Below are 17,591 nucleotides of genomic sequence, written 5' to 3' on the forward strand. Positions count from 1 at the left end.
CTTTTATTCCCCTTGCCTGAAACACTTTCGCATTCAGTAGCATGGACGTGACGTATCCGCCGGGGGGAGCGGTATGACACTTCATGCTTTCAGGAAAACCGTGCTGCCGCGGCTCACTGTCGTACTGATGTGCGTTCTATTAGCCGGCAGTTGCGACAGAGTCACGCCGTCGACAGTAGTGAAGGCGGTGGCTTCGGGGGTGCCGTCTCTCGCGCCGTTCTTCGACGAGAACAGCGGCCTGGGCCATGACGCCCAGGTCCGTTCGCGGCCCGCACACGGCAGCAGCCTGCAACAGGGCAGCACGCCCGGCCTGTACGGGGGCACCAGGAAGCCGACGGTCTGTGACGTCGACCGGCTGGAACAATTCCTCACCGACCCCAAGAACAACAGGAAGGCCCAGGAATGGGCACGTGTGGTCGATATTCCGCGGAGTGGGATTCCCGCCTATCTCGACCGGCTCACGCCCGTTCTCCTGCGCCACGACACCCTCGTGAAGAACCACGACTACGAGCAGGAAAAAGCGGTCCCCTACGACGCTCTGCTCCAGGCGGGAATCGCGGTTCTCGTCGATGAAGCGGGAGTTCCCACAGTGAAGTGTTCATGCGGAAATCCACTGAAGCCGTTCAAGGGGGCCACGGACCGTATATCCGTCGAGTTCGGGGACGGCAACGAGAAGTGGAGCGACTACGACGTCGACGAGGTCGTGCTCGTACGTCCCGCACCCGGCAAGGTCGACCGGTTCGCGCTGGTCGACGTGGACGAACCGGAGCGGGGCATCTACCGCCGAGCCGGGACCAGGGGCGAGGCGGACAAGGTCTTCGACACGCGCGAGCGGCATCCGGTACCGCCCCTCGCCGGGACGACCTTCGGCGCCGCGAGCAGCCGCCTCACGAGCCTGGGCCTGGCGACGGCGTACGACAGCGCCGGGCTGCCACCGTCCGACGCCGCCGTCACCGGGTCGGACCCGGGGCCGGGGACGGCGCTCCCGTTCGGCTCGTACGTGAGGCTGAAGGTGCACATCGAGTCCGGGTCGGCGGACGACGGCAGCGGTGGCGGAAGCGGCGGCACGACGCCCTCCGGAGCCGGCACAGGGTCGGAACCCGGTTCCGGATCGGGGTCGGGGTCGGGGTCGCCGCCAGGTTCCGGGGCGAGCTCGGCTCCGGGGTCCGACACCCCGTCACCCGGCGGGACCGACCCGTCGACCGCCCCCTCGACGTCTGCGCCGTCTGCGCCCTCGTCCGGTGACGAACCCACGCCCAGCGCGTCCGAACCGCCCTCATCCGATCCGGCTCCGTCCGGCCCGGGCAGCAGCACGCCCGACAGCAGCCCCACGAGCCAGGCACCCGCTTCCGAACCGCCTCCTCCGCCGCCCCCGCCCCCGTCTCCGCCGAGCGACCCGCCCAGTGCGCCCCCGGAAACGACCGACACACCTCCCGAGCCAAGCAGCTCACCTCCACCGCCCACCACCACCTCGCCGGCCTCGGAATCGCCGGACGCGTAGGCGCGCCCCAAAGCGGCGCGGGAACCGCGCGACCAGCCGCCACCGGCCCGCAGCCGACGAACCGTACATCCAGCAGGTAGACGCGGGAGTTCACCGGATGCCATCAGGACCCACATCGGGAGTGGGCCGGGTCATAGCCGGCCGATACCTGCTGCTCAACCAGCTCGGCAGCGGCGGCATGGGCCACGTCTGGCTCGCCCACGACCAGAGACTCGCCTGCGAGGTCGCCCTCAAGGAGATCGTCTTCCGCGATCCGTCCGAGGCCTCCGAGGAGCGCACCGCCCGGGTCGCCCGGGCCCGCGCCGAGGCCCGGCACGCGGCCGTGCTGCGCGGCAACCCGAACGTGGTGACCGTGCACGACGTACTGGAGCACGAGGGTTTGCCGTGGATCGTCATGGAGTACGTGCCGGGCGCCCTCGACCTGCGCGACCTGGTCGAGATGCGCGGCCCCCTCGCGCCCGCCGAGTGCGCCCGGATCGGGCTCGCCGTCCTGGACGCGCTGACCGCCGGGCACGAACAGGGCATCATGCACCGGGACGTGAAGCCCGCGAACATCCTGCTGGCGCCGGACCGCATCGGGACGCCGTACGCCCGGATCCTGCTCACCGACTACGGGATCTCGGTGCAGCCGGACGCGGGCGAGACGCGGTACACGCTGACGTCCGCCCTCATCGGCACCGCGGGGTATCTGGCGCCCGAGCGTGCCACCGGCGGGCCGCCGACCGCCGCCGCCGACCTGTTCTCCCTCGGCTGCACGCTGTACTACGCCGTCGAGGGCATCGGGCCGTTCGAGCGGGACACCCATCTCGCGGAGATCACCGCGGTGGTGATGGAGGAGCCCAGGAAGCCGGAGCGGGCGGGCGCGCTGGGGCCGTTGCTGGAGGCGATGCTCGCCAAGGACCCGGTCCAGCGGATCCCGGCGGCCCGCGCGGAATCCGCCCTGCACCGCATCGTCACGCCCCAGGCCGACGCGTACGAGCGCACTCGGACGGACCCGGGGTCGATGCCGCCGTGGGGTGCCTCGGAGCAGATGAGCGGCCACCAGCATGTGCTGCCACGGGACATGCACACACCCACGGACCCGGTCGCGTACCCGCCCGCCCCCGTGCCGCCTCCTCCCCGGCGCCCTCGCGCGCTCCCGGCCGCCCTGGGCGCCCTGCTCGGGGTCGCCCTGGCCGGTGTCGGCCTCTGGTTCACCCTGGGCAACCCGCCTGGGGGCGGCGACGGGCAGTCCGTGCAGAAGCCGTACGGCGACCCGGTCGGTCTCGCCGCACCTCTCAAGGAGGGCGACTGTGTGATCGCCGACTGGCCCGGCGGTACGCGCTTCCGGGGGACACCACGGCTGACGGTCGACCCGACCTGCCGGGACGCCCCGCCCGACGGGCAGGTGCTGGCGGTCGTGGAGGCCGCGTCCGCCGCCGAGGCGCGGGCTCAGGGGCCCGCCCGGTGCGAGGAGCGGACCCGGGAGCTCCGGGAGAAGCTGGCGGACGTACGCGGGTATGCCCTCGTGCCGGCCGAGGGCGGGTTCGACGCCGCCGAGGGGCGTACGGCCTGTCTGCTGCTCGGGTCGAACGGGCCGGTCTACGGGCCGCTCGGCCCGTACCGCGAGCCCGGGCAGGCGTTCGGTGACACGGCCACCATGCAGAGGCGGGACTGCCTCCGGGCGCCCTCCAGGCGGGACGCCCAGCTGATCGCCTGTACCGAGCCGCACGACGAGCAGGTCCTCGGTTTCACGCGGCTGGATGCCGGTGTCTCCTTCGAGAAGGCGCGTGACATGTCGGACGCGGCCTGCGCGAAGGACGTGCCGCCGACCGACTACGGCTTCGATCCGTCGGTCTACGAGGCCGGGTCCTGGACGAGTCGCGGAGCGTGGGACTCCGCAACGCATTTCGTCGTGTGCACCGTTCGGAAGCAGAACGGGGGCACCATGGAGGGAGAAGAGCCATGAGGAGGGTGTTGCGATGCCCGGTTCCACGAACGGTTCCACGAAGACCATGGGGGTGCTCACCGTGGGCGGGCTCGTCGTGGTGACGGCCTACACGGTGGCGCTCGGCAGCAACGGCTGGCTGTGGTTCGGCTGGGTGGTGCTGGGTCTGATCACTCTCGGGATGGTGGTCAGCCGGCCCACCTGACCTCCGTACACCCGAATGGACCAATGGGTCAATGGCGGGTCGGGTCAGTTCTCGAAGAGCCGGCCCGCCGAGTGGACGCCCGGCTGGTACTTCGGCAGCCGGGCGGTGATCTTCATGCCGGCGCCGGGCGCGGTCTCGATGACGAGGCCGTGGTCGTCGCCGTACACCTGGCGCAGGCGGTCGTCCACGTTCGAGAGGCCGATGCCGCCGGACGGGCTGACCTCGCCCGCGAGGATACGGCGGAGCAGGACCGGGTCCATTCCGGCGCCGTCGTCCTCGATGACGACCAGGGCCTCGGCCCCCGTGTCCTGCGCGGTGATGCTGATGTGGCTCTTGCCCGCGAACGCCGCCCTGCCCTCCAGACCGTGTTTGACGGCGTTCTCCACGAGGGGCTGGAGGCAGAGGAAGGGCAGGGCGACCGGGAGTACCTCGGGGGCGATCTGGAGGGTGACGGAGAGGCGGTCGCCGAAGCGTGCCCGGACGAGGGCCAAGTAGTGGTCGATGGCGTGGAGTTCGTCGGCGAGGGTGGTGAAGTCGCCGTGCCTGCGGAACGAGTAGCGGGTGAAGTCGGCGAATTCCAGCAGCAGTTCGCGGGCGCGCTCGGGGTCGGTGCGCACGAACGAGGCGATCACCGCGAGCGAGTTGAAGATGAAGTGCGGGGATATCTGGGCGCGAAGTGCCTTGATCTCGGCCTCGATCAGACGGGTCCGGGACTGGTCGAGGTCCGCCAGCTCCAGCTGGACCGAGACCCACCTCGCGACCTCCCCGGCGGCGCGGACGAGGACGGCGGACTCGCGGGGCGCGCAGGCGACGAGGGCACCGTGGACGCGGTCGTCGACGGTGAGCGGGGCCACGACGGCCCAGCGCAGGGGACAGTCCGGGGCGTCGCAGGTGAGGCGGAAGGCTTCGCCTCGGCCGGTTTCCAGGGGTCCGGCGAGACGTTCCAGGATCTCGGCGCGATGGTGTTCGCCGACGCCGTCCCAGACGAGGACCGACTTCTGGTCGGTGAGGCAGAGGGCGTCCGTGCCGAGCAGGGTGCGCAGTCGGCGGGCCGAGCGGCCGGCGGTCTCCTCGGTGAGGCCGGCGCGCAGCGGGGGCGCGGCGAGGGAGGCGGTGTGCAGGGTCTCGAAGGTGGCGTGCTCGACGGGGGTGCCGAGGCCGCCGAGGCGTTCGGGGCGGGCGGTGCGCCGGCCTAGCCAGAAACCGGCGGCCAGCAGCGGGAGGATGGCCACGCAGAGCCCGGCGAGGAATCCGCTCATGTCCGGGTCACCTCCGTACGCGCGCCCCCTGCCAGACCGTGGCCGCCGTGACCGCCGTGCGCCCCGGACAGCTCCTCCGGCAGATGGAAGCGGGCCAGGATGGCCGCCGTACCGGCCGGGACGCGGCCCGGGGTGGCCAGGGACACCAGGACCATGGTGAGGAAGCCCAGGGGCACCGACCAGAGCGCGGGCCAGGCCAGCAGGGCGTGCAGGGCGCCCGTGCCCGGGAATCCGGCCATGGTCGCGGCCACGGCGAGGAGTGCGGAGCCCCCGCCGACGAGCATCCCGGCGGCGGCGCCGGGCGGGGTCAGGCGCCGCCACCAGATGCCGAGGACGAGCAGCGGGCAGAAGGAGGACGCGGACACGGCGAAGGCGAGCCCGACGGCGTCGGCGACGGGGAGTCCGCCCACGATGGCGCTGGCGGCGAGCGGTACGGCCATGGCGATGACCGTACCGAGGCGGAAGTGCCGTACGCCTCGCGAGGGCAGGACGTCCTGGGTGAGGACGCCCGCGACGGCCATGGTGAGCCCGGACGCGGTGGACAGGAACGCGGCGAAGGCACCGCCGGCCACCAGTGCGCCCAGGAGGTCGCCGCCGAGGCCGCCGATCACACGGTCGGGCAGCAGGAGCACGGCGGCGTCGGCGTCGGCGGTGAGGGCCAGTTCGGGGGCGTAGAGGCGGCCCAGGGCACCGTAGACGGGCGGGAGGAGGTAGAAGGCGCCGATGAGGCCGAGGACGGCGACGGTGGTGCGGCGGGCGGCTACGCCGTGCGGGCTGGTGTAGAAGCGGACCACGACGTGCGGCAGGCCCATGGTGCCGAGGAAGGTGGCGAGGATCAGGCCGTACGTGGCGTACAGCGGGCGTTCCTCGCGGCCCTCGGCGAGGGAGGTCGACATGCCGCCGTTGGTGCCGCGCTCGGCCTGGGGGACGGCGGCGCCCCTGGCGAAGGTGAGGCGGGTGCCGCGGTCGATGTGATGGGTGCCCGCGGGGAGGTGGAGGACCTGGTCCTGGTGCGGGCGGCCGTCGACCGTGCCGGTCACGGTGACGGTGAGCGGTGCCTTCAGCTTCAGGTCGAGGCCGTCCTCGACGCGGACGACGCGCTGTTCGCGGAAGGTGGCGGGTTCGTCGAAGGCGTGGCGCGGGGCGCCGTCGACCTGCCAGGCGAGGACGAGGAAGAGGGCGGGGACGAGCAGTGCGGTGAGCTTCAGCCAGTACTGGAAGGCCTGGACGAAGGTGATGCTGCGCATGCCGCCGGCGGCGACGGTGGCGACCACGACGACCGCGACGATGACCCCGCCGGCCCAGTCCGGCGCGTCGGTCAGTACCGCCAACGTCAGCCCGGCGCCCTGGAGTTGGGGCAGCAGATAGAGCCAGCCTACGCCGACGACAAAGGCCCCGGCGAGCCGTCGTACGGCCTGGGAGGCGAGGCGCGCCTCCGCGAAGTCGGGGAGCGTGTAGGCGCCTGAGCGGCGCAGCGGAGCGGCGACGAAGAGGAGCAGCAGGAGGTAGCCGGCGGTGTAGCCGACGGGGTACCAGAGCATGTCGGGGCCCTGGACGAGGACGAGGCCCGCGATGCCGAGGAAGGAGGCGGCGGAGAGGTACTCGCCGCTGATCGCGGCGGCGTTGAGGCGAGGGCCGACGGTGCGGGAGGCGACGTAGAAGTCGGAGGTGGTGCGGGAGATGCGCAGGCCGAACGCGCCGACGAAGACCGTCGCCACGACGACGAGGGCGACGGCGGGGACGGCGTAGTTCTCGTTCACCGGGACCGGTTCCTGTTCATCAGCGGTCCTGGTCCTCGACCAGCCGGACGAAGTCCCGCTCGTTGCGTTCGGCGCGCCGCACGTACCAGCGGGCGAGCAGCACCAGGGGCGCGTAGAGGCCGAAGCCGAGGATCAGCCACTCCATGTGGTGGGCGTCGGGCATCGCCGCGAAGAGCAGCGGCAGCGGGGCGATGAGCAGGGCGAGGACCGCGAACACGGTGAAGGCGGCGCGGAGTTGGGAGCGCATCAGGGAGCGGACGTAGGTGTGGCCGAGGGTGGTCTGTTCGTCGATCTCGGTGCGCGGCCGGTAGTAGCCCGAGGTCCGGCGGACGCGCCGGGGCGGTCCGGTGACGACGACCCGGCGTTCGGAGGGGTCCTGGGGCATGGGTGGGGCTCCGCCCTTCAGCTCGCGGGCCGACGCATGAGCAGGTCGCGCAGCTCGCGGGCGTGCCGTCGGCTGACCTGGAGTTCCTCGGCGCCGACCAGGACGCTGACGGTGCCCGCGTCGAGGCGGAGTTCGCCGATGTGGTGCAGGGCGACGAGATGGCGGCGGTGGATACGGACGAACCCGCGGGCGCGCCAGCGCTCCTCCAGGGTGGAGAGCGGGATGCGTACGAGGTGACTGCCCCGGTCGGTGTGCAGACGGGCGTAGTCGCCCTGGGCCTCGACGTGGGTGATGTCGTCGACGGCGACGAAGCGGGTCACACCGCCGAGTTCGACGGGTATGTGGTCGGGGTCGGGTTCGTGCACGGGTATGGGCGCGGGAACGGGCGGGGCGCTGGTCCGCAGTTCGGCGGCTCTGCGGATCGCCTCGGCGAGACGTTCCTTGCGTACCGGTTTCAGGACGTAGTCGACGGCCTTGAGGTCGAAGGCCTGGACGGCGAAGTCCTCGTGGGCGGTGACGAACACGACGAGCGGCGGTTTGGCGAACCCGGTGAGGAGCCGGGCCAGGTCGAGACCGTCGAGGCCGGGCATGTGGATGTCCAGGAAGACGACATCGATCGCCTCGGGGCCTCCGGGACCCGACTGCAGGGCCCGGTTGATGCGGCGCAGTGCCTCGGTGGCGTCACCGGCTCCCTCGGCGCTGCTGATCCGTGGATCCGCGTGCAGCAGATACAGCAGCTCCTCCAGGGAGGGGCGTTCGTCGTCGACGGCGAGGGCGCGCAGCATGAAGGTGGAGTGTAGGTGGAATTCGTACGTGTGCACATGCGTCCGGCGTGCAGGCCGCAGCTGGGCGCGGTGCCCGGCGTCGCTGGATACAGTGCCCGGATGAACAGCAGGCCGGCACCTTTCGACGGAGTGGACCGGAAGATCATCACCACCTTGATGGCGAACGCCCGTACGAGCTTCGCCGAGATCGGCGCCGCGGTCGGGCTGTCGGCCACGGCGGTGAAGCGGCGGGTGGACCGGCTGCGCGAGACGGGTGTGATCACCGGGTTCACCGCGACGGTGGAGCCGTCGGCGCTCGGCTGGAGCACGGAGGCGTACGTCGAGGTGTACTGCGAGGGCGCGGCGCCGCCGCGGCGGCTGGCCGAGGTCGTACGCAACCATCCGGAGATCACGGCGGCGATGACGGTGACGGGGGGCGCGGACGCGCTGCTGCATGTGCGGGCAACGGATGTGGGGCACTTCGAGAACGTGCTGGAACGCATCCGCAGGGAGCCGTTCATCCGGAAGACGATCAGCTACATGGTGCTGTCCCACCTCCTCCCGGAAAGCCCGGAGGCGGGCGCCACCCATCCCGCTCCGAACACCGCTTCGGACAACGCATCAGACCTGCGTTGAGGTGGCCAAAGACGCAGGATTCCTGCGCGGACACGCAATCGTTGTCGCTTGGCGAGCGTAGGGCTCAGTTCCTACCGTGGTCACATCCCACTGGAACATTGCAGGAAGCGGAGGAACCCCTCTGTGCCCGACAGCCGTGTGCCGCGCCCCCGGCGCTTTCTCGTCTGTGAACCCAGACATTTCGCCGTGCAGTACGCGATCAACCCCTGGATGAACCCCGACACCAGGGTGGACGTGGATCTGGCCCAGGAGCAGTGGCGCTCACTGATCAGCGCCTACCGCGCCCATGGCCACACCGTGGACACCGTGGAGCCGGTCGCCGGCCTGCCCGACATGGTGTTCGCCGCGAACTCGGCGGTCGTCGTCGACGGCCGAGTCTTCGGCTCCTCCTTCCACGCCCCCGAGCGCCGCCCCGAGTCGACCGCGTACGAGACGTGGTTCAAGTCGGCGGGCTTCGACGTGTACCGCCCCGAGTCGGTGTGCGAGGGCGAGGGCGACCTGGTCCCGGCCGGCCGCTGGATCCTGGCGGGCACGGGCTTCCGTACGACCCGTGAGGCCCATCACGAGGTGCAGGAGTACTTCGGTGTCCCGGTGATCGGCCTCAAGCTGACGGACCCGTACTTCTATCACCTGGACACGGCGCTGTTCGTCCTCGACGAGAGCGACGACAGCCACGAGGGAAACATCGCGTACTACCCGGGCGCGTTCTCACCGGGCAGCCGTGAGGTGCTGGCGCGGCTGTACCCGGACGCGGTCGTCGCGACCCGCGAGGACGCGATGACGTTCGGTCTGAACTCGGTCTCGGACGGCCACCACGTCTTCATCGACCCGGGCGCCACGGCCCTCGCCGCCGAACTGACGCGCCACGGCTACCTTCCCGTCCCCGTCGACCTGTCGGAGTTCCGCAAGGCAGGCGGCGGCATCAAGTGCTGCACTCAGGAGATCCGCTCATGACCGCACTCGCGAGCACAGGCTCGAGCACCAGCACGCAGACCTCCGCGGAGCTGATCCGCGCCGAGGAACCGGTCCTCGCGCACAACTACCACCCGCTGCCCGTCGTCGTGGCCCGCGCCGAGGGCGCCTGGGTCGAGGACGTCGAGGGCCGCCGTTATCTGGACATGCTGGCCGGCTACTCGGCCCTCAACTTCGGCCACCGCCACCCGGCGCTGATCGAGGCGGCACACCGCCAGCTGGACCGGCTCACCCTGACCTCCCGGGCCTTCCACAACGACCGTCTCGCCCAATTCGCCACCTCTCTGGCCGAGTTGACGGGCATGGAGATGGTCCTGCCGATGAACACCGGCGCGGAGGCGGTCGAGAGCGCCATCAAGGTGGCCCGCAAATGGGCGTACGACGTGAAGGGCGTCCCCGCCGACCGGGCGACGATCGTGGTGGCGGCCGACAACTTCCACGGCCGTACGACGACGATCGTCAGCTTCTCGACCGACGAGACGGCCAGGGCGGGCTTCGGTCCGTTCACGCCGGGCTTCCGGATCGTGCCCTACAACGACCTGGCGGCCCTGGAGGAGGCGATCGACGAGACGACGGCGGCGGTCCTCCTGGAGCCCATCCAGGGCGAGGCGGGCGTCCTCATCCCGGACGACGGCTATCTGACCGGCGTACGCGAACTGACGCGCCGCAAGGGCTGTCTGTTCGTCGCCGACGAGATCCAGTCGGGTCTGGGCCGCACCGGCCGCACGCTGGCGGTGGACCACGAGAACGTCGTCCCGGACATGCTGCTCCTCGGCAAGGCCCTGGGCGGCGGCATCGTGCCGGTGTCGGCGGTGGTCGCGCGCCGGGACGTCCTCGGGGTGCTGCGACCGGGCGAGCACGGCTCGACGTTCGGCGGCAACCCCCTGGCGGCGGCGGTCGGCCAGGCCGTGGTCGAACTGCTGGAGACCGGCGAATTCCAGCGCAGGGCCGATGAGTTGGGCGTCGTCCTGCGCGACGGTCTGACCGGGCTGGTCGGCAAGGGCGTCGTCGGGTTCCGGTCTCGGGGACTGTGGGCGGGGGTCGACGTCGACCCGGCCATCGGGACCGGACGGGAGATCAGCGAGCGGCTGATGCGGGAGGGGATCCTGGTCAAGGACACCCACGGGTCGACGATCCGGCTGGCGCCGCCCTTGACGGTCACCGGGGAGGAACTGGCAACGGCCCTGGGCACGTTGGAGCGGGTGCTGACGCGGGGAGCCTGACGCGGACCGGCACGGCGCGGCTCCGCCCGCCCCTCACCCGGGTGGGGCGTCCTCCCGCCGTGCCGTCATCAACTCCAGTGCGCGCAGCGCCATGTGATCGCGCAGCCGGTGTACGCACGCGTTCCACTGGCGGGTGAGTCCCGGGCGTTCCTCCAGGTGCTCCCACACCTTCAGGAGGCCCGGGGCGACGCCCGCGCCCGGCATCCACAGATGGACCAGGCCGTCGACGACCGGGCGCAGTGCGCGCAGGCCGGCGCTGTCGCCGTCGACGCAGGCCCGCTCGACGACGAGGGCGACCGTGGTGAGCAGCCAGTCGTGCAGGGCCAGGTCCTCGCACAGGGTCGCCAGCCGCTCCGGTGTCGCTGCGGCCGTCGGTCCGAGAGTGAGGCGCAGCGTGCGTGTCTCGTCGTCGGCCAGCGCGAAGGCACCGTGGAAGCCCTCGCCGCCCACGGCGGCGGCCCAGCGCAGCCTCGTACGCCGGGCCGGGAACGCCGCTCGGTGGTCGAGCAGCGGTGACCGCTGGACCCGGCCGACCAGCGACGCGCTCACGGCTCCGGGGTCCAGTCCGTCGTCGTCGCGACCGGCCAGGAACCGGCTCCGGAGGTTCTCCGGAGCGCCGCGCCCGCCGGTCTCGACCACGCCCGGTCTCGTCAGATAGTGCGCCCAGGGCAGTCGGCGGTCCGCGCCTGCGACGACCACGGCACGCGTCGAACCCTGGACGATCCGGCCGCCCACCACACAGGCCCGGGTGAGCAGGGTGCCTATGCCACGCACCCGTCGGCCCGTCTCCGTGAACAGCGGACAGTCCACGCCGTACGGGAGATCGGCGGACACCACCCGGCGGACCGGTCGCTCGTGCACCCGGACCCTCTCGCCCGGCACGAGTTCCAGCAGGCGCGCGTCGGCGGGGGCGGGCAGGGGCGACCGGTTCATGAGCAGCCCGGTGCGGATCTCGCCGAGTACGACCAACGGGGAGCCGCCGGTCTCGGACCGCGCAGTCATACGTCACCGCCCTGGAGGTGCGAAGCGGTGAACACGTACTCGATCCGCTCGGTCGGGCCGGACGGCATGCCCTGCGTCAACTCTCCCGCGCGCTCGGTGAGTTGGCGTAGGGCGTCGGGGTCGGGGGCCGTGTGTTCCAGGATCACGCGTACGGCGTGCTCGACGGGGAGGAAGCGGCTCGCGAGGACCGAGAAGGTGCGGTACGCGGCGAACGGCGCCGCCTTCGGGGAGAGTCGCACCAGCGGCGGCAGGGCCGCCCAGTCGTCGGGGAACGTCTGTTCCCGCCAGTCGTGCGCGCGCACCACCGCCGCGCCCTGGTCCCGGAGCAGCCCGAGCCGGAGCAACTGCCATACGGCGGCGAGGAACGGGCACGACCACAGGCGCCCGCCGGGTTCCTCCGACCACAGCTCCACGTCCATGAAGACGGAGTGCCGTCGGGCTCCGAGCTGCCGGGGCGGCTGCCAGCCGGAGCCGGGGGACATCGCCTGGGCCTGACCGGTGACCGGTGACCGTACACCGTTGCTGAGCCAGCCGGACTCCTCCACCGGCGGACGCCGGCCGTTGCTGCCCACGGGCGGTTCCGCGACCAGGCGGGCGAGCAGCAGGTCGGCGATCTCGACGCCGTCGGCGGTGGCGCACGCCGACTCGCGGGCCAGGTAGTCGATGCGCAGACCGGCCTCCGCGGCGGCCTCGGTCACCATGGGGATCACCTGCGCGGGCGAGGAGAACCGGGTGAAGTAGTCGTCGACCAGGAAGCAGGTGCTGACCCGGCGTTTTCTGCCGGCCCGGACGCGGGCGGCGTCGGCCCAGGGCGCCACCTCCGCGAAGTGGGCGCGCAGCCGCTCCGGTCCGGCCGCGAAGTCCTCCATGTACAGGTGCCCGAGCTCGATGGACAGGTGGGAGTAGGGCACCTGCTCGGTGGGCGGTTCGGCGGAGTCCTCGCGATAGCTCCAGCCGGACTCCCCCGGGCCCTCCGCGCCGACGCCGGTCACAGGGTGGTCCACCTGTCGTCGTCGGTCAGCGCCCGCGCGAGGTCCGTGAACGCGTCGGCCGTCCCGGCGTTGGCGACCCCGGCCCGGCGCACGTCGTCGTCGGTGATCAGTTGCTCGTTCCACTGGAGTACGGGGTCGAGCGGCACGGTCCCGAGCGTGACCGTCCTGCCCAGCTTCGCCCGCGCGGACTTGCGGGTGAGGTCGGCGTCACGGATCTGGAGCCATCTGACCTGTTCGGGCCGCAGCGACTCGACGTTCGGGGAGTGGAGGTCGGGCACGGCGGCCCGTACGTATCTGATCCTCGCGGCGAGTGCTCTCTCGTCGTGGCCCCGCTCGGCACCCGTCCGCAGGATTCCGCGGTCGCCGTGCACCAGACCCTCCGTGGCCGTGATGTGCTGGTGGGTCCAGCGATGGAAGACGAGCCACCGTGACACGCGGTCGCTCAGCTCGGGCGCCGCGGTGGCCCGCAGGGCGATGTCGATGGCGTAGGAGCGTCCGGCGCTGAGGTCCACGATGGTCACGTCGAACTCCGCCTCCAGCGCGAGGAACAGATCCACGCAGCGCCGCGTCACGTCGTCGTCGACGGGGAATTCGCCGCCGCCTCGGTCGCCCGGCACCAGGCAGAGGCGGCCCGCGCGCGCGAGGGAAGCACGCACCTCCTTGCGCTCGGAGAGCGACCACACGTCCAGCCGGTCAGGCTCCCCGGCGTGTCCTTGGAGACAGGAGTGCACTCCGTTGCCCTCCACTCCCCGTACCGCTTCGGTCAGTTCGAAGACCGCGGCAGCCGTCGGGGACCCGAAGTCGAAGTCGACGTAGGCGACGTCGTCACCGTCGAGCGCACGCCGGTAGGCGATGTTGGCGCAGGTGACGGACCGTCCGGTGCCGCCCTTGTCCGAGGTCGCGAAGACGATCACAGCGTTTCAGCCGCCCCTCGTTGCCCGGGTCCGGGCTCGCACCAGTGCGTGGAGGTCACGCAGCGCTTCCTGGGCCAGCGCGACGGCGGTGCCGGGACGCAGTTCGACGAGGTCACGGACCTCCCGCAGGTCCGCTTCGATCCGGACGAGCAGGACCTCGGCCGAGGAATCGCTCAGCGGTGGGCTCATCATCTCCTGGGCGAAGAGGTGTTCCGCCTCGCGCAGCAGCTCTCCGGCCAGGTCCAGGAGCAGCGGGCTGCGGGCGGGCCGCGCGCTCACCGTTGACGCGGCGACGACCAGCACCTCGACCACCCGCTCGGTCAGGTACCAGGAGGGTGCGTCAGGGCTCGGGCCCTGTGTACCGAACACGGAGCCCGGCGCGTCCCACAGACCCGCCGCACGGCCCTGGGTGAGGCGTCGTCGCCAGAGGTGGTCGAAGAGCGCGTCCGCCGCCGACAGCATCCGGTCGCGCTGGCTCAGATCCTGGGTGAGACCGGCCACCTGAAGCATGCGTTTGAGCAGCATGGGTGTGTAGTCCGCCGTGCGCCAGCCGACCGGGGGTCCGCCGTGCCGGTCCGCTCCGGGCAGTGGCAACAGTTCCCCGGGGTCGTGGAGTTGTACGGTCCGCGCCCGTTCGGACGGGCGTCTCGTGATACCGCCGCGGTCCGCCAGTTCCTCCAGTACGTCGACCAGCGGGCGCAGGTCGTCGACCGGTGTCACATCGTCGACACCGCGGTGGCGCATCAGGTTGTGCACCACGACGGAGGCGACCTGGAGCGTCACGTAGTCGGACTCCTGGTCCTCCTCGTGGTCCCCCACCCGCCACCGCATGTCCTTGAGCGGCCAGCGTCCGCCGCCGAAACGCGCGAGCGCGGTCCAGTAGCTCTGGGTCAGTTCCCAGCGCAGGCGAAGATCGTGGGCCAACGTCTGCTGCTGCGGGCCGAGGAGTCCCATGCGCGCGGTCTGACTGGCGAAGAAGTCGACGATGCCGTCCATCGCCGCCACCGTGAAGTAGAGGGACGGGACGGGATCGGCGGTCATCTGGAGGGGGCGGGTGTCGTCCTCCGTCCCCATCGGTCCCCACGCCCAGCCGCACTGGAACAGCAGGGACTCGTCACCGAGGCGCGCGGCGACGGCCTCGGGAAGCGCCAGGCCCAGCAACCCTGCCCGGATCGGCTGCAGTTCGTTTCTGAGCCCGTCGAGAAGCGTCCTCCGGGGCTGGCTCCGCTGGTCGACGGCCCGCAGCAGTGCGGCGCCCTTCGGGGAGTCCTGGGGGAAGACGTCCACCGTGAAGCTGTTCAGCAGTCCCCGCATGGCGTGGGTCAGCCGGATGTTCAGGGCTCGCTCGGTGCGCCGCAGAGCCTCGGTCAGCTCCGCGCCCTGGACGTGTTTCGCGAAGCTCTTCACGAAGGCCAGCGCCGACAGGGAGAGCGTCACCGACATCGAGTACGCCTCGACCGTCTCCAACCGGCTCTGCTCGTCGGCCGGTTCGGTGTCCGGGCGCAGGGGCCGCAGATAGCTGCCCGGCGGGAACACCGGCCGGCCCTCGCTGTCGGAGTAGGTGTCCAGGTAACCCTCGATCACAGCGGTCACGGTTCTCGGGATGCCCGCCCAGTCGCCCAGCGGGGACAGGGCCCGCAGAACATCCGATCCGGTGTCGTCGGGTACCGAGAATCCCAGGTCGGGGACCTTCAGCGCGGGGTAGAGGAGACACACGAGCTGTTCGGCGTCGCTGATCGAGTTGGCGCCGTCGCGTCCGGGGTTGGTCCAGTCCCCCGGTGCGGTGGTGGAGCAGTTCAGGATCGCGTCCCAGACGGCGAGCAGGGCGCGGCGAGGCTGGATCATCATGGTCGGCGGTCCAACTACTTGGCGTGCCCGTGCACGAGGATCATGCCGACGTAGCCGTCCCTGATCGGATCGTCGGCGGCAGGGTCGATGTGGTGGAACTCCCGGCCATTGCTCAGGTCCGACAGACACTCCTCGACATCGGACTCGATGATGCCGAGGGCGGGAAAGGTCCGATTGCCGACCTCGTATCCGCTGAAGTTCCCCGTGCTGGAATTCTCCATGAAGGTGATGACGAAGGGTGCTCCCGGCTTCAGCAGGGCGATGAACTGTTTCAGGGCGGTGGTGAACTCCGCCCGGTCCGTGGTGATCGACTCCGCCACGAAGAACATGGTGCCGAGATCCCACCGCTTGTCGGGGGTGGACCTGAGGATGTCCCACTCCCGCACGGTCGCGCGCGCCCGCAGTTCTTCGCCAGGCCCCTGAACGGCGCGATACACCTCATTCTCGGCCAGCACCCGCCAGAATATTTCCCAATTACCCAAATACCCCTTGTCCAGCCGCCCGGAGAGCCATCTCCTGTTCGCTTCGGAAAACTCCAAAAGGCTTATCTCGGCGCAGAATGGAAGCATCGCAAGGGCCGGATAGAGATTGCTTCCAGACCCCACATCGACACCACGCGCACCCACATCGAAAGACTGACTGCAAAGAAAATCACGTACGATCTTCAGGATTTTATGGTCCTCATTGTGCAGGCGCGCATAATTGCGCTTGAGATAAGCCTCCGAGTCAAATGCATCCCAGTCGTACGCGGAGTTCCCTGCCATGCGTCTCCCCGGAGCCAGCCGAGCCTGGAAGGCTGAGGGTACTACCAACTCCCGCACCCCGGTGCTACTTTACGTAGGATCTGCACAGACTCTCGCGAGAAGGACCAAGCCTTTGCCCTCAGGTATGTCAACCAGCGGGCAAGATCAGTTCCGCTCCCCCCGAGAAAAGGATCTTGCCGACCTGTATCGGCTCGACCACGAGGCTTTCGGCGAGACCGACGGCTACACCCATCTCGTTCTCCGGCAATTGTTCGACGCCCATCGCCGTGACTTCCTCCTGCTCGAACGCGACGGAGTTCTGTGCGGGTACGCGCTGCCCGTACTCGTCGCCCGGGAGAACTACGCGTGCCTTCTGGCACTCGCCGTACTGCCGGAATTCCAGGGTCAGGGCTGCGGCCGATCCCTCCTGAACGCCGCGGTAGAGCAAGTCAGGGAAGCAGGAGCCCGACGTATGGAGCTCGTGGTGCGAGAGAAAAACCATGTGGCTCGTGCGCTCTACAAGAGTTACGGATTCCAGGACGGCGAACTCCTCACCGACTACTACGGTCCAGGAAACCATCGTTTTTCGATGAGCTACACCATGGACTGATATTCCACATGCCACCGGGAACGCGGGGGAGACAGCGGAATGGCCCGAAGAAGCAGCACGAGAGACGGCGCATCCGGCGCGGCCTCCGAGGCCCGAGCCTGGCTGATTCTGGCACTGGGCGTCGTCACCACCGGATTCGGTGTCGCCTTCGCCGCGGCCTCCGAGGAGGACGGCAGGATCTCGCTGGCCAACCAGGAGATCTCCGGTGTTCTCACCGCCCTCGGCGGCGGAATCGTCGGTGCGGTCATCAGCATCATGGTCGCCCGGGCCTCCGACCGAGAGACCCTCCAGCACATGCGGGACGTGCTGGAGGACTCCCTCACCAGCACCCTGCGGTCGGACAACGCCCGCCTGGCCGCCGCGAGGTACCCGTGGCACCACTACTTCGTGACGACCCTGCGCGGGAAGAACGTCTGGCGGTACGAGCAGTACCCCTTCCACCTCAGTGCCCACATCGGATCCCTGGCCGTGGAGATCGACGTCCAGGCCGACAGCGGGCTGACTCACAAATACCTGGTGGAAGCCTTCGTACGGCATGAGCGGCTGACCGTCGTCAGCCGCAAGGCGGGCGACGAGGCGAACGTCTTCGTCGAGGTCTATCCGCAGTTCGACGGCGAGCTCTCGGAGTACTTCGGCGCGGGTTTCGTCAGGACCTGGGACTCCACCAACATCGTCACCAAGGTCATCCTCAGCAAACTGCCCCTTCTCCCGAGCACCGAAGCCACTCTCACGGAGAGTGACTTCGCCGAGCTGGACCGTATGTGGGAGGTGGGATTCAAGCGTCTCAACGAAGTCCTGCCGGACTGCACCTGAGGCTGATCACCCCGTTACAGGAGACCGCCCCGACACA

The 17,591-nt window shown here is 70.3% G+C and carries 17 protein-coding genes; 8 read left to right on the plus strand and 9 right to left on the minus strand.

Translation table 11 applies throughout. The annotated features are described in order from the left end of the window. Positions 1 to 199: 199 nt before the first annotated feature. The 3 genes from OHN74_RS04855 (at position 200) to OHN74_RS42830 (ending at position 3,633) form a co-directional block, all read left to right on the plus strand. Entirely contained in the window at positions 200 to 1,501 is a 1,302-nt protein-coding gene (locus OHN74_RS04855; RefSeq protein WP_327693278.1) for a PASTA domain-containing protein, read from the plus strand. Between the two features lie 97 nt (positions 1,502 to 1,598). After that, entirely contained in the window at positions 1,599 to 3,449 is a 1,851-nt protein-coding gene (locus tag OHN74_RS04860) for a protein kinase domain-containing protein (protein WP_443060345.1), read from the plus strand. A gap of 13 nt (positions 3,450 to 3,462) precedes the next feature. Then, the gene (locus OHN74_RS42830; RefSeq protein WP_105969565.1) at positions 3,463 to 3,633 is read left to right on the plus strand and encodes a hypothetical protein; all 171 of its coding nucleotides are present in this window, start codon (positions 3,463 to 3,465) and stop codon (positions 3,631 to 3,633) included. A gap of 44 nt (positions 3,634 to 3,677) precedes the next feature. On the opposite strand, the gene OHN74_RS04870 is transcribed toward OHN74_RS42830, so the two are convergent. Genes OHN74_RS04870 through OHN74_RS04885 form a run of 4 tightly spaced genes read right to left on the minus strand, consistent with a single transcriptional unit; the run spans position 3,678 to position 7,822 of the window. Beyond that, the gene (locus OHN74_RS04870) at positions 3,678 to 4,892 is read right to left on the minus strand and encodes a sensor histidine kinase (RefSeq protein WP_327693281.1); all 1,215 of its coding nucleotides are present in this window, start codon (positions 4,890 to 4,892) and stop codon (positions 3,678 to 3,680) included. After that, the gene (locus tag OHN74_RS04875) at positions 4,889 to 6,652 is read right to left on the minus strand and encodes a sodium/solute symporter (protein ID WP_327693282.1); all 1,764 of its coding nucleotides are present in this window, start codon (positions 6,650 to 6,652) and stop codon (positions 4,889 to 4,891) included. Before OHN74_RS04875 ends, OHN74_RS04870 begins: the two co-directional genes overlap by 4 nt. Before the next feature lie 19 nt (positions 6,653 to 6,671). Then, the gene (locus OHN74_RS04880; RefSeq protein WP_327693283.1) at positions 6,672 to 7,037 is read right to left on the minus strand and encodes a hypothetical protein; all 366 of its coding nucleotides are present in this window, start codon (positions 7,035 to 7,037) and stop codon (positions 6,672 to 6,674) included. A 17-nt stretch (positions 7,038 to 7,054) separates the two neighbouring features. Then, the gene (locus OHN74_RS04885) at positions 7,055 to 7,822 is read right to left on the minus strand and encodes a LytR/AlgR family response regulator transcription factor (RefSeq protein WP_327693284.1); all 768 of its coding nucleotides are present in this window, start codon (positions 7,820 to 7,822) and stop codon (positions 7,055 to 7,057) included. A 99-nt stretch (positions 7,823 to 7,921) separates the two neighbouring features. Here OHN74_RS04885 and OHN74_RS04890 point away from each other — a divergent pair, with 99 nt between their 5' ends. The 3 genes from OHN74_RS04890 (at position 7,922) to rocD (ending at position 10,632) form a co-directional block, all read left to right on the plus strand. Continuing rightward, on the plus strand, positions 7,922 to 8,437 hold the full coding sequence (locus tag OHN74_RS04890; protein ID WP_327693285.1) for an Lrp/AsnC family transcriptional regulator: 516 nt from the start codon (positions 7,922 to 7,924) through the stop codon (positions 8,435 to 8,437). Between the two features lie 123 nt (positions 8,438 to 8,560). Beyond that, complete coding sequence (gene ddaH / locus OHN74_RS04895; protein ID WP_327693286.1) at positions 8,561 to 9,391, plus strand: dimethylargininase; 831 nt, start codon at positions 8,561 to 8,563, stop codon at positions 9,389 to 9,391. Beyond that, a complete protein-coding gene (gene rocD, locus OHN74_RS04900) occupies positions 9,388 to 10,632 on the plus strand; it encodes an ornithine--oxo-acid transaminase (RefSeq protein WP_327693287.1) in 1,245 nt (414 codons plus the stop codon). The genes ddaH and rocD overlap by 4 nt, the downstream gene beginning before the upstream one ends. 33 nt (positions 10,633 to 10,665) lie before the next feature. On the opposite strand, the gene OHN74_RS04905 is transcribed toward rocD, so the two are convergent. The 5 genes from OHN74_RS04905 to OHN74_RS04925 are packed head-to-tail and all read right to left on the minus strand — an operon-like array spanning position 10,666 to position 16,152. After that, positions 10,666 to 11,634, minus strand: a complete 969-nt coding sequence (locus OHN74_RS04905) for an SCO2521 family protein (protein ID WP_327693288.1) — start codon at positions 11,632 to 11,634, stop codon at positions 10,666 to 10,668. After that, on the minus strand, positions 11,631 to 12,626 hold the full coding sequence (locus OHN74_RS04910) for an SCO2522 family protein (protein ID WP_327693289.1): 996 nt from the start codon (positions 12,624 to 12,626) through the stop codon (positions 11,631 to 11,633). The genes OHN74_RS04905 and OHN74_RS04910 overlap by 4 nt, the downstream gene beginning before the upstream one ends. Next, the gene (locus tag OHN74_RS04915; RefSeq protein ID WP_327693290.1) at positions 12,623 to 13,540 is read right to left on the minus strand and encodes an SCO2523 family variant P-loop protein; all 918 of its coding nucleotides are present in this window, start codon (positions 13,538 to 13,540) and stop codon (positions 12,623 to 12,625) included. The genes OHN74_RS04910 and OHN74_RS04915 overlap by 4 nt, the downstream gene beginning before the upstream one ends. Before the next feature lie 6 nt (positions 13,541 to 13,546). After that, a complete protein-coding gene (locus OHN74_RS04920) occupies positions 13,547 to 15,388 on the minus strand; it encodes an SCO2524 family protein (protein ID WP_327693291.1) in 1,842 nt (613 codons plus the stop codon). 14 nt (positions 15,389 to 15,402) lie between these two features. Then, complete coding sequence (locus OHN74_RS04925) at positions 15,403 to 16,152, minus strand: SCO2525 family SAM-dependent methyltransferase (protein WP_327693292.1); 750 nt, start codon at positions 16,150 to 16,152, stop codon at positions 15,403 to 15,405. A gap of 124 nt (positions 16,153 to 16,276) precedes the next feature. On the opposite strand from OHN74_RS04925, the gene OHN74_RS42835 reads away from it, so the two are divergent. Both OHN74_RS42835 and OHN74_RS04935 read left to right on the plus strand, forming a co-directional pair. Continuing rightward, a complete protein-coding gene (locus OHN74_RS42835) occupies positions 16,277 to 16,741 on the plus strand; it encodes a GNAT family N-acetyltransferase (RefSeq protein WP_443060346.1) in 465 nt (154 codons plus the stop codon). A 39-nt stretch (positions 16,742 to 16,780) separates the two neighbouring features. Further along, positions 16,781 to 17,554 carry a hypothetical protein gene (locus OHN74_RS04935; RefSeq protein WP_327693294.1) on the plus strand — a complete coding sequence of 258 codons (774 nt, stop codon included), beginning with the start codon at positions 16,781 to 16,783 and terminating at the stop codon, positions 17,552 to 17,554. Positions 17,555 to 17,591: the final 37 nt, after the last annotated feature.

This window comes from Streptomyces sp. NBC_00459 (assembly GCF_036013955.1).
Lineage (GTDB): Bacteria > Actinomycetota > Actinomycetes > Streptomycetales > Streptomycetaceae > Streptomyces.

What these genes read in the sequence shown, in the direction of transcription:
- OHN74_RS04860 (WP_443060345.1), top strand. Translation starts at nt 1,599, where the DNA reads ATGCCATCAGGACCCACATCGGGAGTGGGCCGGGTCATAGCCGGCCGA.
- OHN74_RS42830 (WP_105969565.1), top strand. Translation starts at nt 3,463, where the DNA reads ATGCCCGGTTCCACGAACGGTTCCACGAAGACCATGGGGGTGCTCACC.
- OHN74_RS04870 (WP_327693281.1), bottom strand. Translation starts at nt 4,892, where the DNA reads ATGAGCGGATTCCTCGCCGGGCTCTGCGTGGCCATCCTCCCGCTGCTG.
- OHN74_RS04880 (WP_327693283.1), bottom strand. Translation starts at nt 7,037, where the DNA reads ATGCCCCAGGACCCCTCCGAACGCCGGGTCGTCGTCACCGGACCGCCC.
- OHN74_RS04885 (WP_327693284.1), bottom strand. Translation starts at nt 7,822, where the DNA reads ATGCTGCGCGCCCTCGCCGTCGACGACGAACGCCCCTCCCTGGAGGAG.
- OHN74_RS04890 (WP_327693285.1), top strand. Translation starts at nt 7,922, where the DNA reads ATGAACAGCAGGCCGGCACCTTTCGACGGAGTGGACCGGAAGATCATC.
- rocD (WP_327693287.1), top strand. Translation starts at nt 9,388, where the DNA reads ATGACCGCACTCGCGAGCACAGGCTCGAGCACCAGCACGCAGACCTCC.
- OHN74_RS04905 (WP_327693288.1), bottom strand. Translation starts at nt 11,634, where the DNA reads ATGACTGCGCGGTCCGAGACCGGCGGCTCCCCGTTGGTCGTACTCGGC.
- OHN74_RS04920 (WP_327693291.1), bottom strand. Translation starts at nt 15,388, where the DNA reads ATGATGATCCAGCCTCGCCGCGCCCTGCTCGCCGTCTGGGACGCGATC.
- OHN74_RS04925 (WP_327693292.1), bottom strand. Translation starts at nt 16,152, where the DNA reads ATGGCAGGGAACTCCGCGTACGACTGGGATGCATTTGACTCGGAGGCT.
- OHN74_RS42835 (WP_443060346.1), top strand. Translation starts at nt 16,277, where the DNA reads ATGTCAACCAGCGGGCAAGATCAGTTCCGCTCCCCCCGAGAAAAGGAT.
- OHN74_RS04935 (WP_327693294.1), top strand. Translation starts at nt 16,781, where the DNA reads ATGGCCCGAAGAAGCAGCACGAGAGACGGCGCATCCGGCGCGGCCTCC.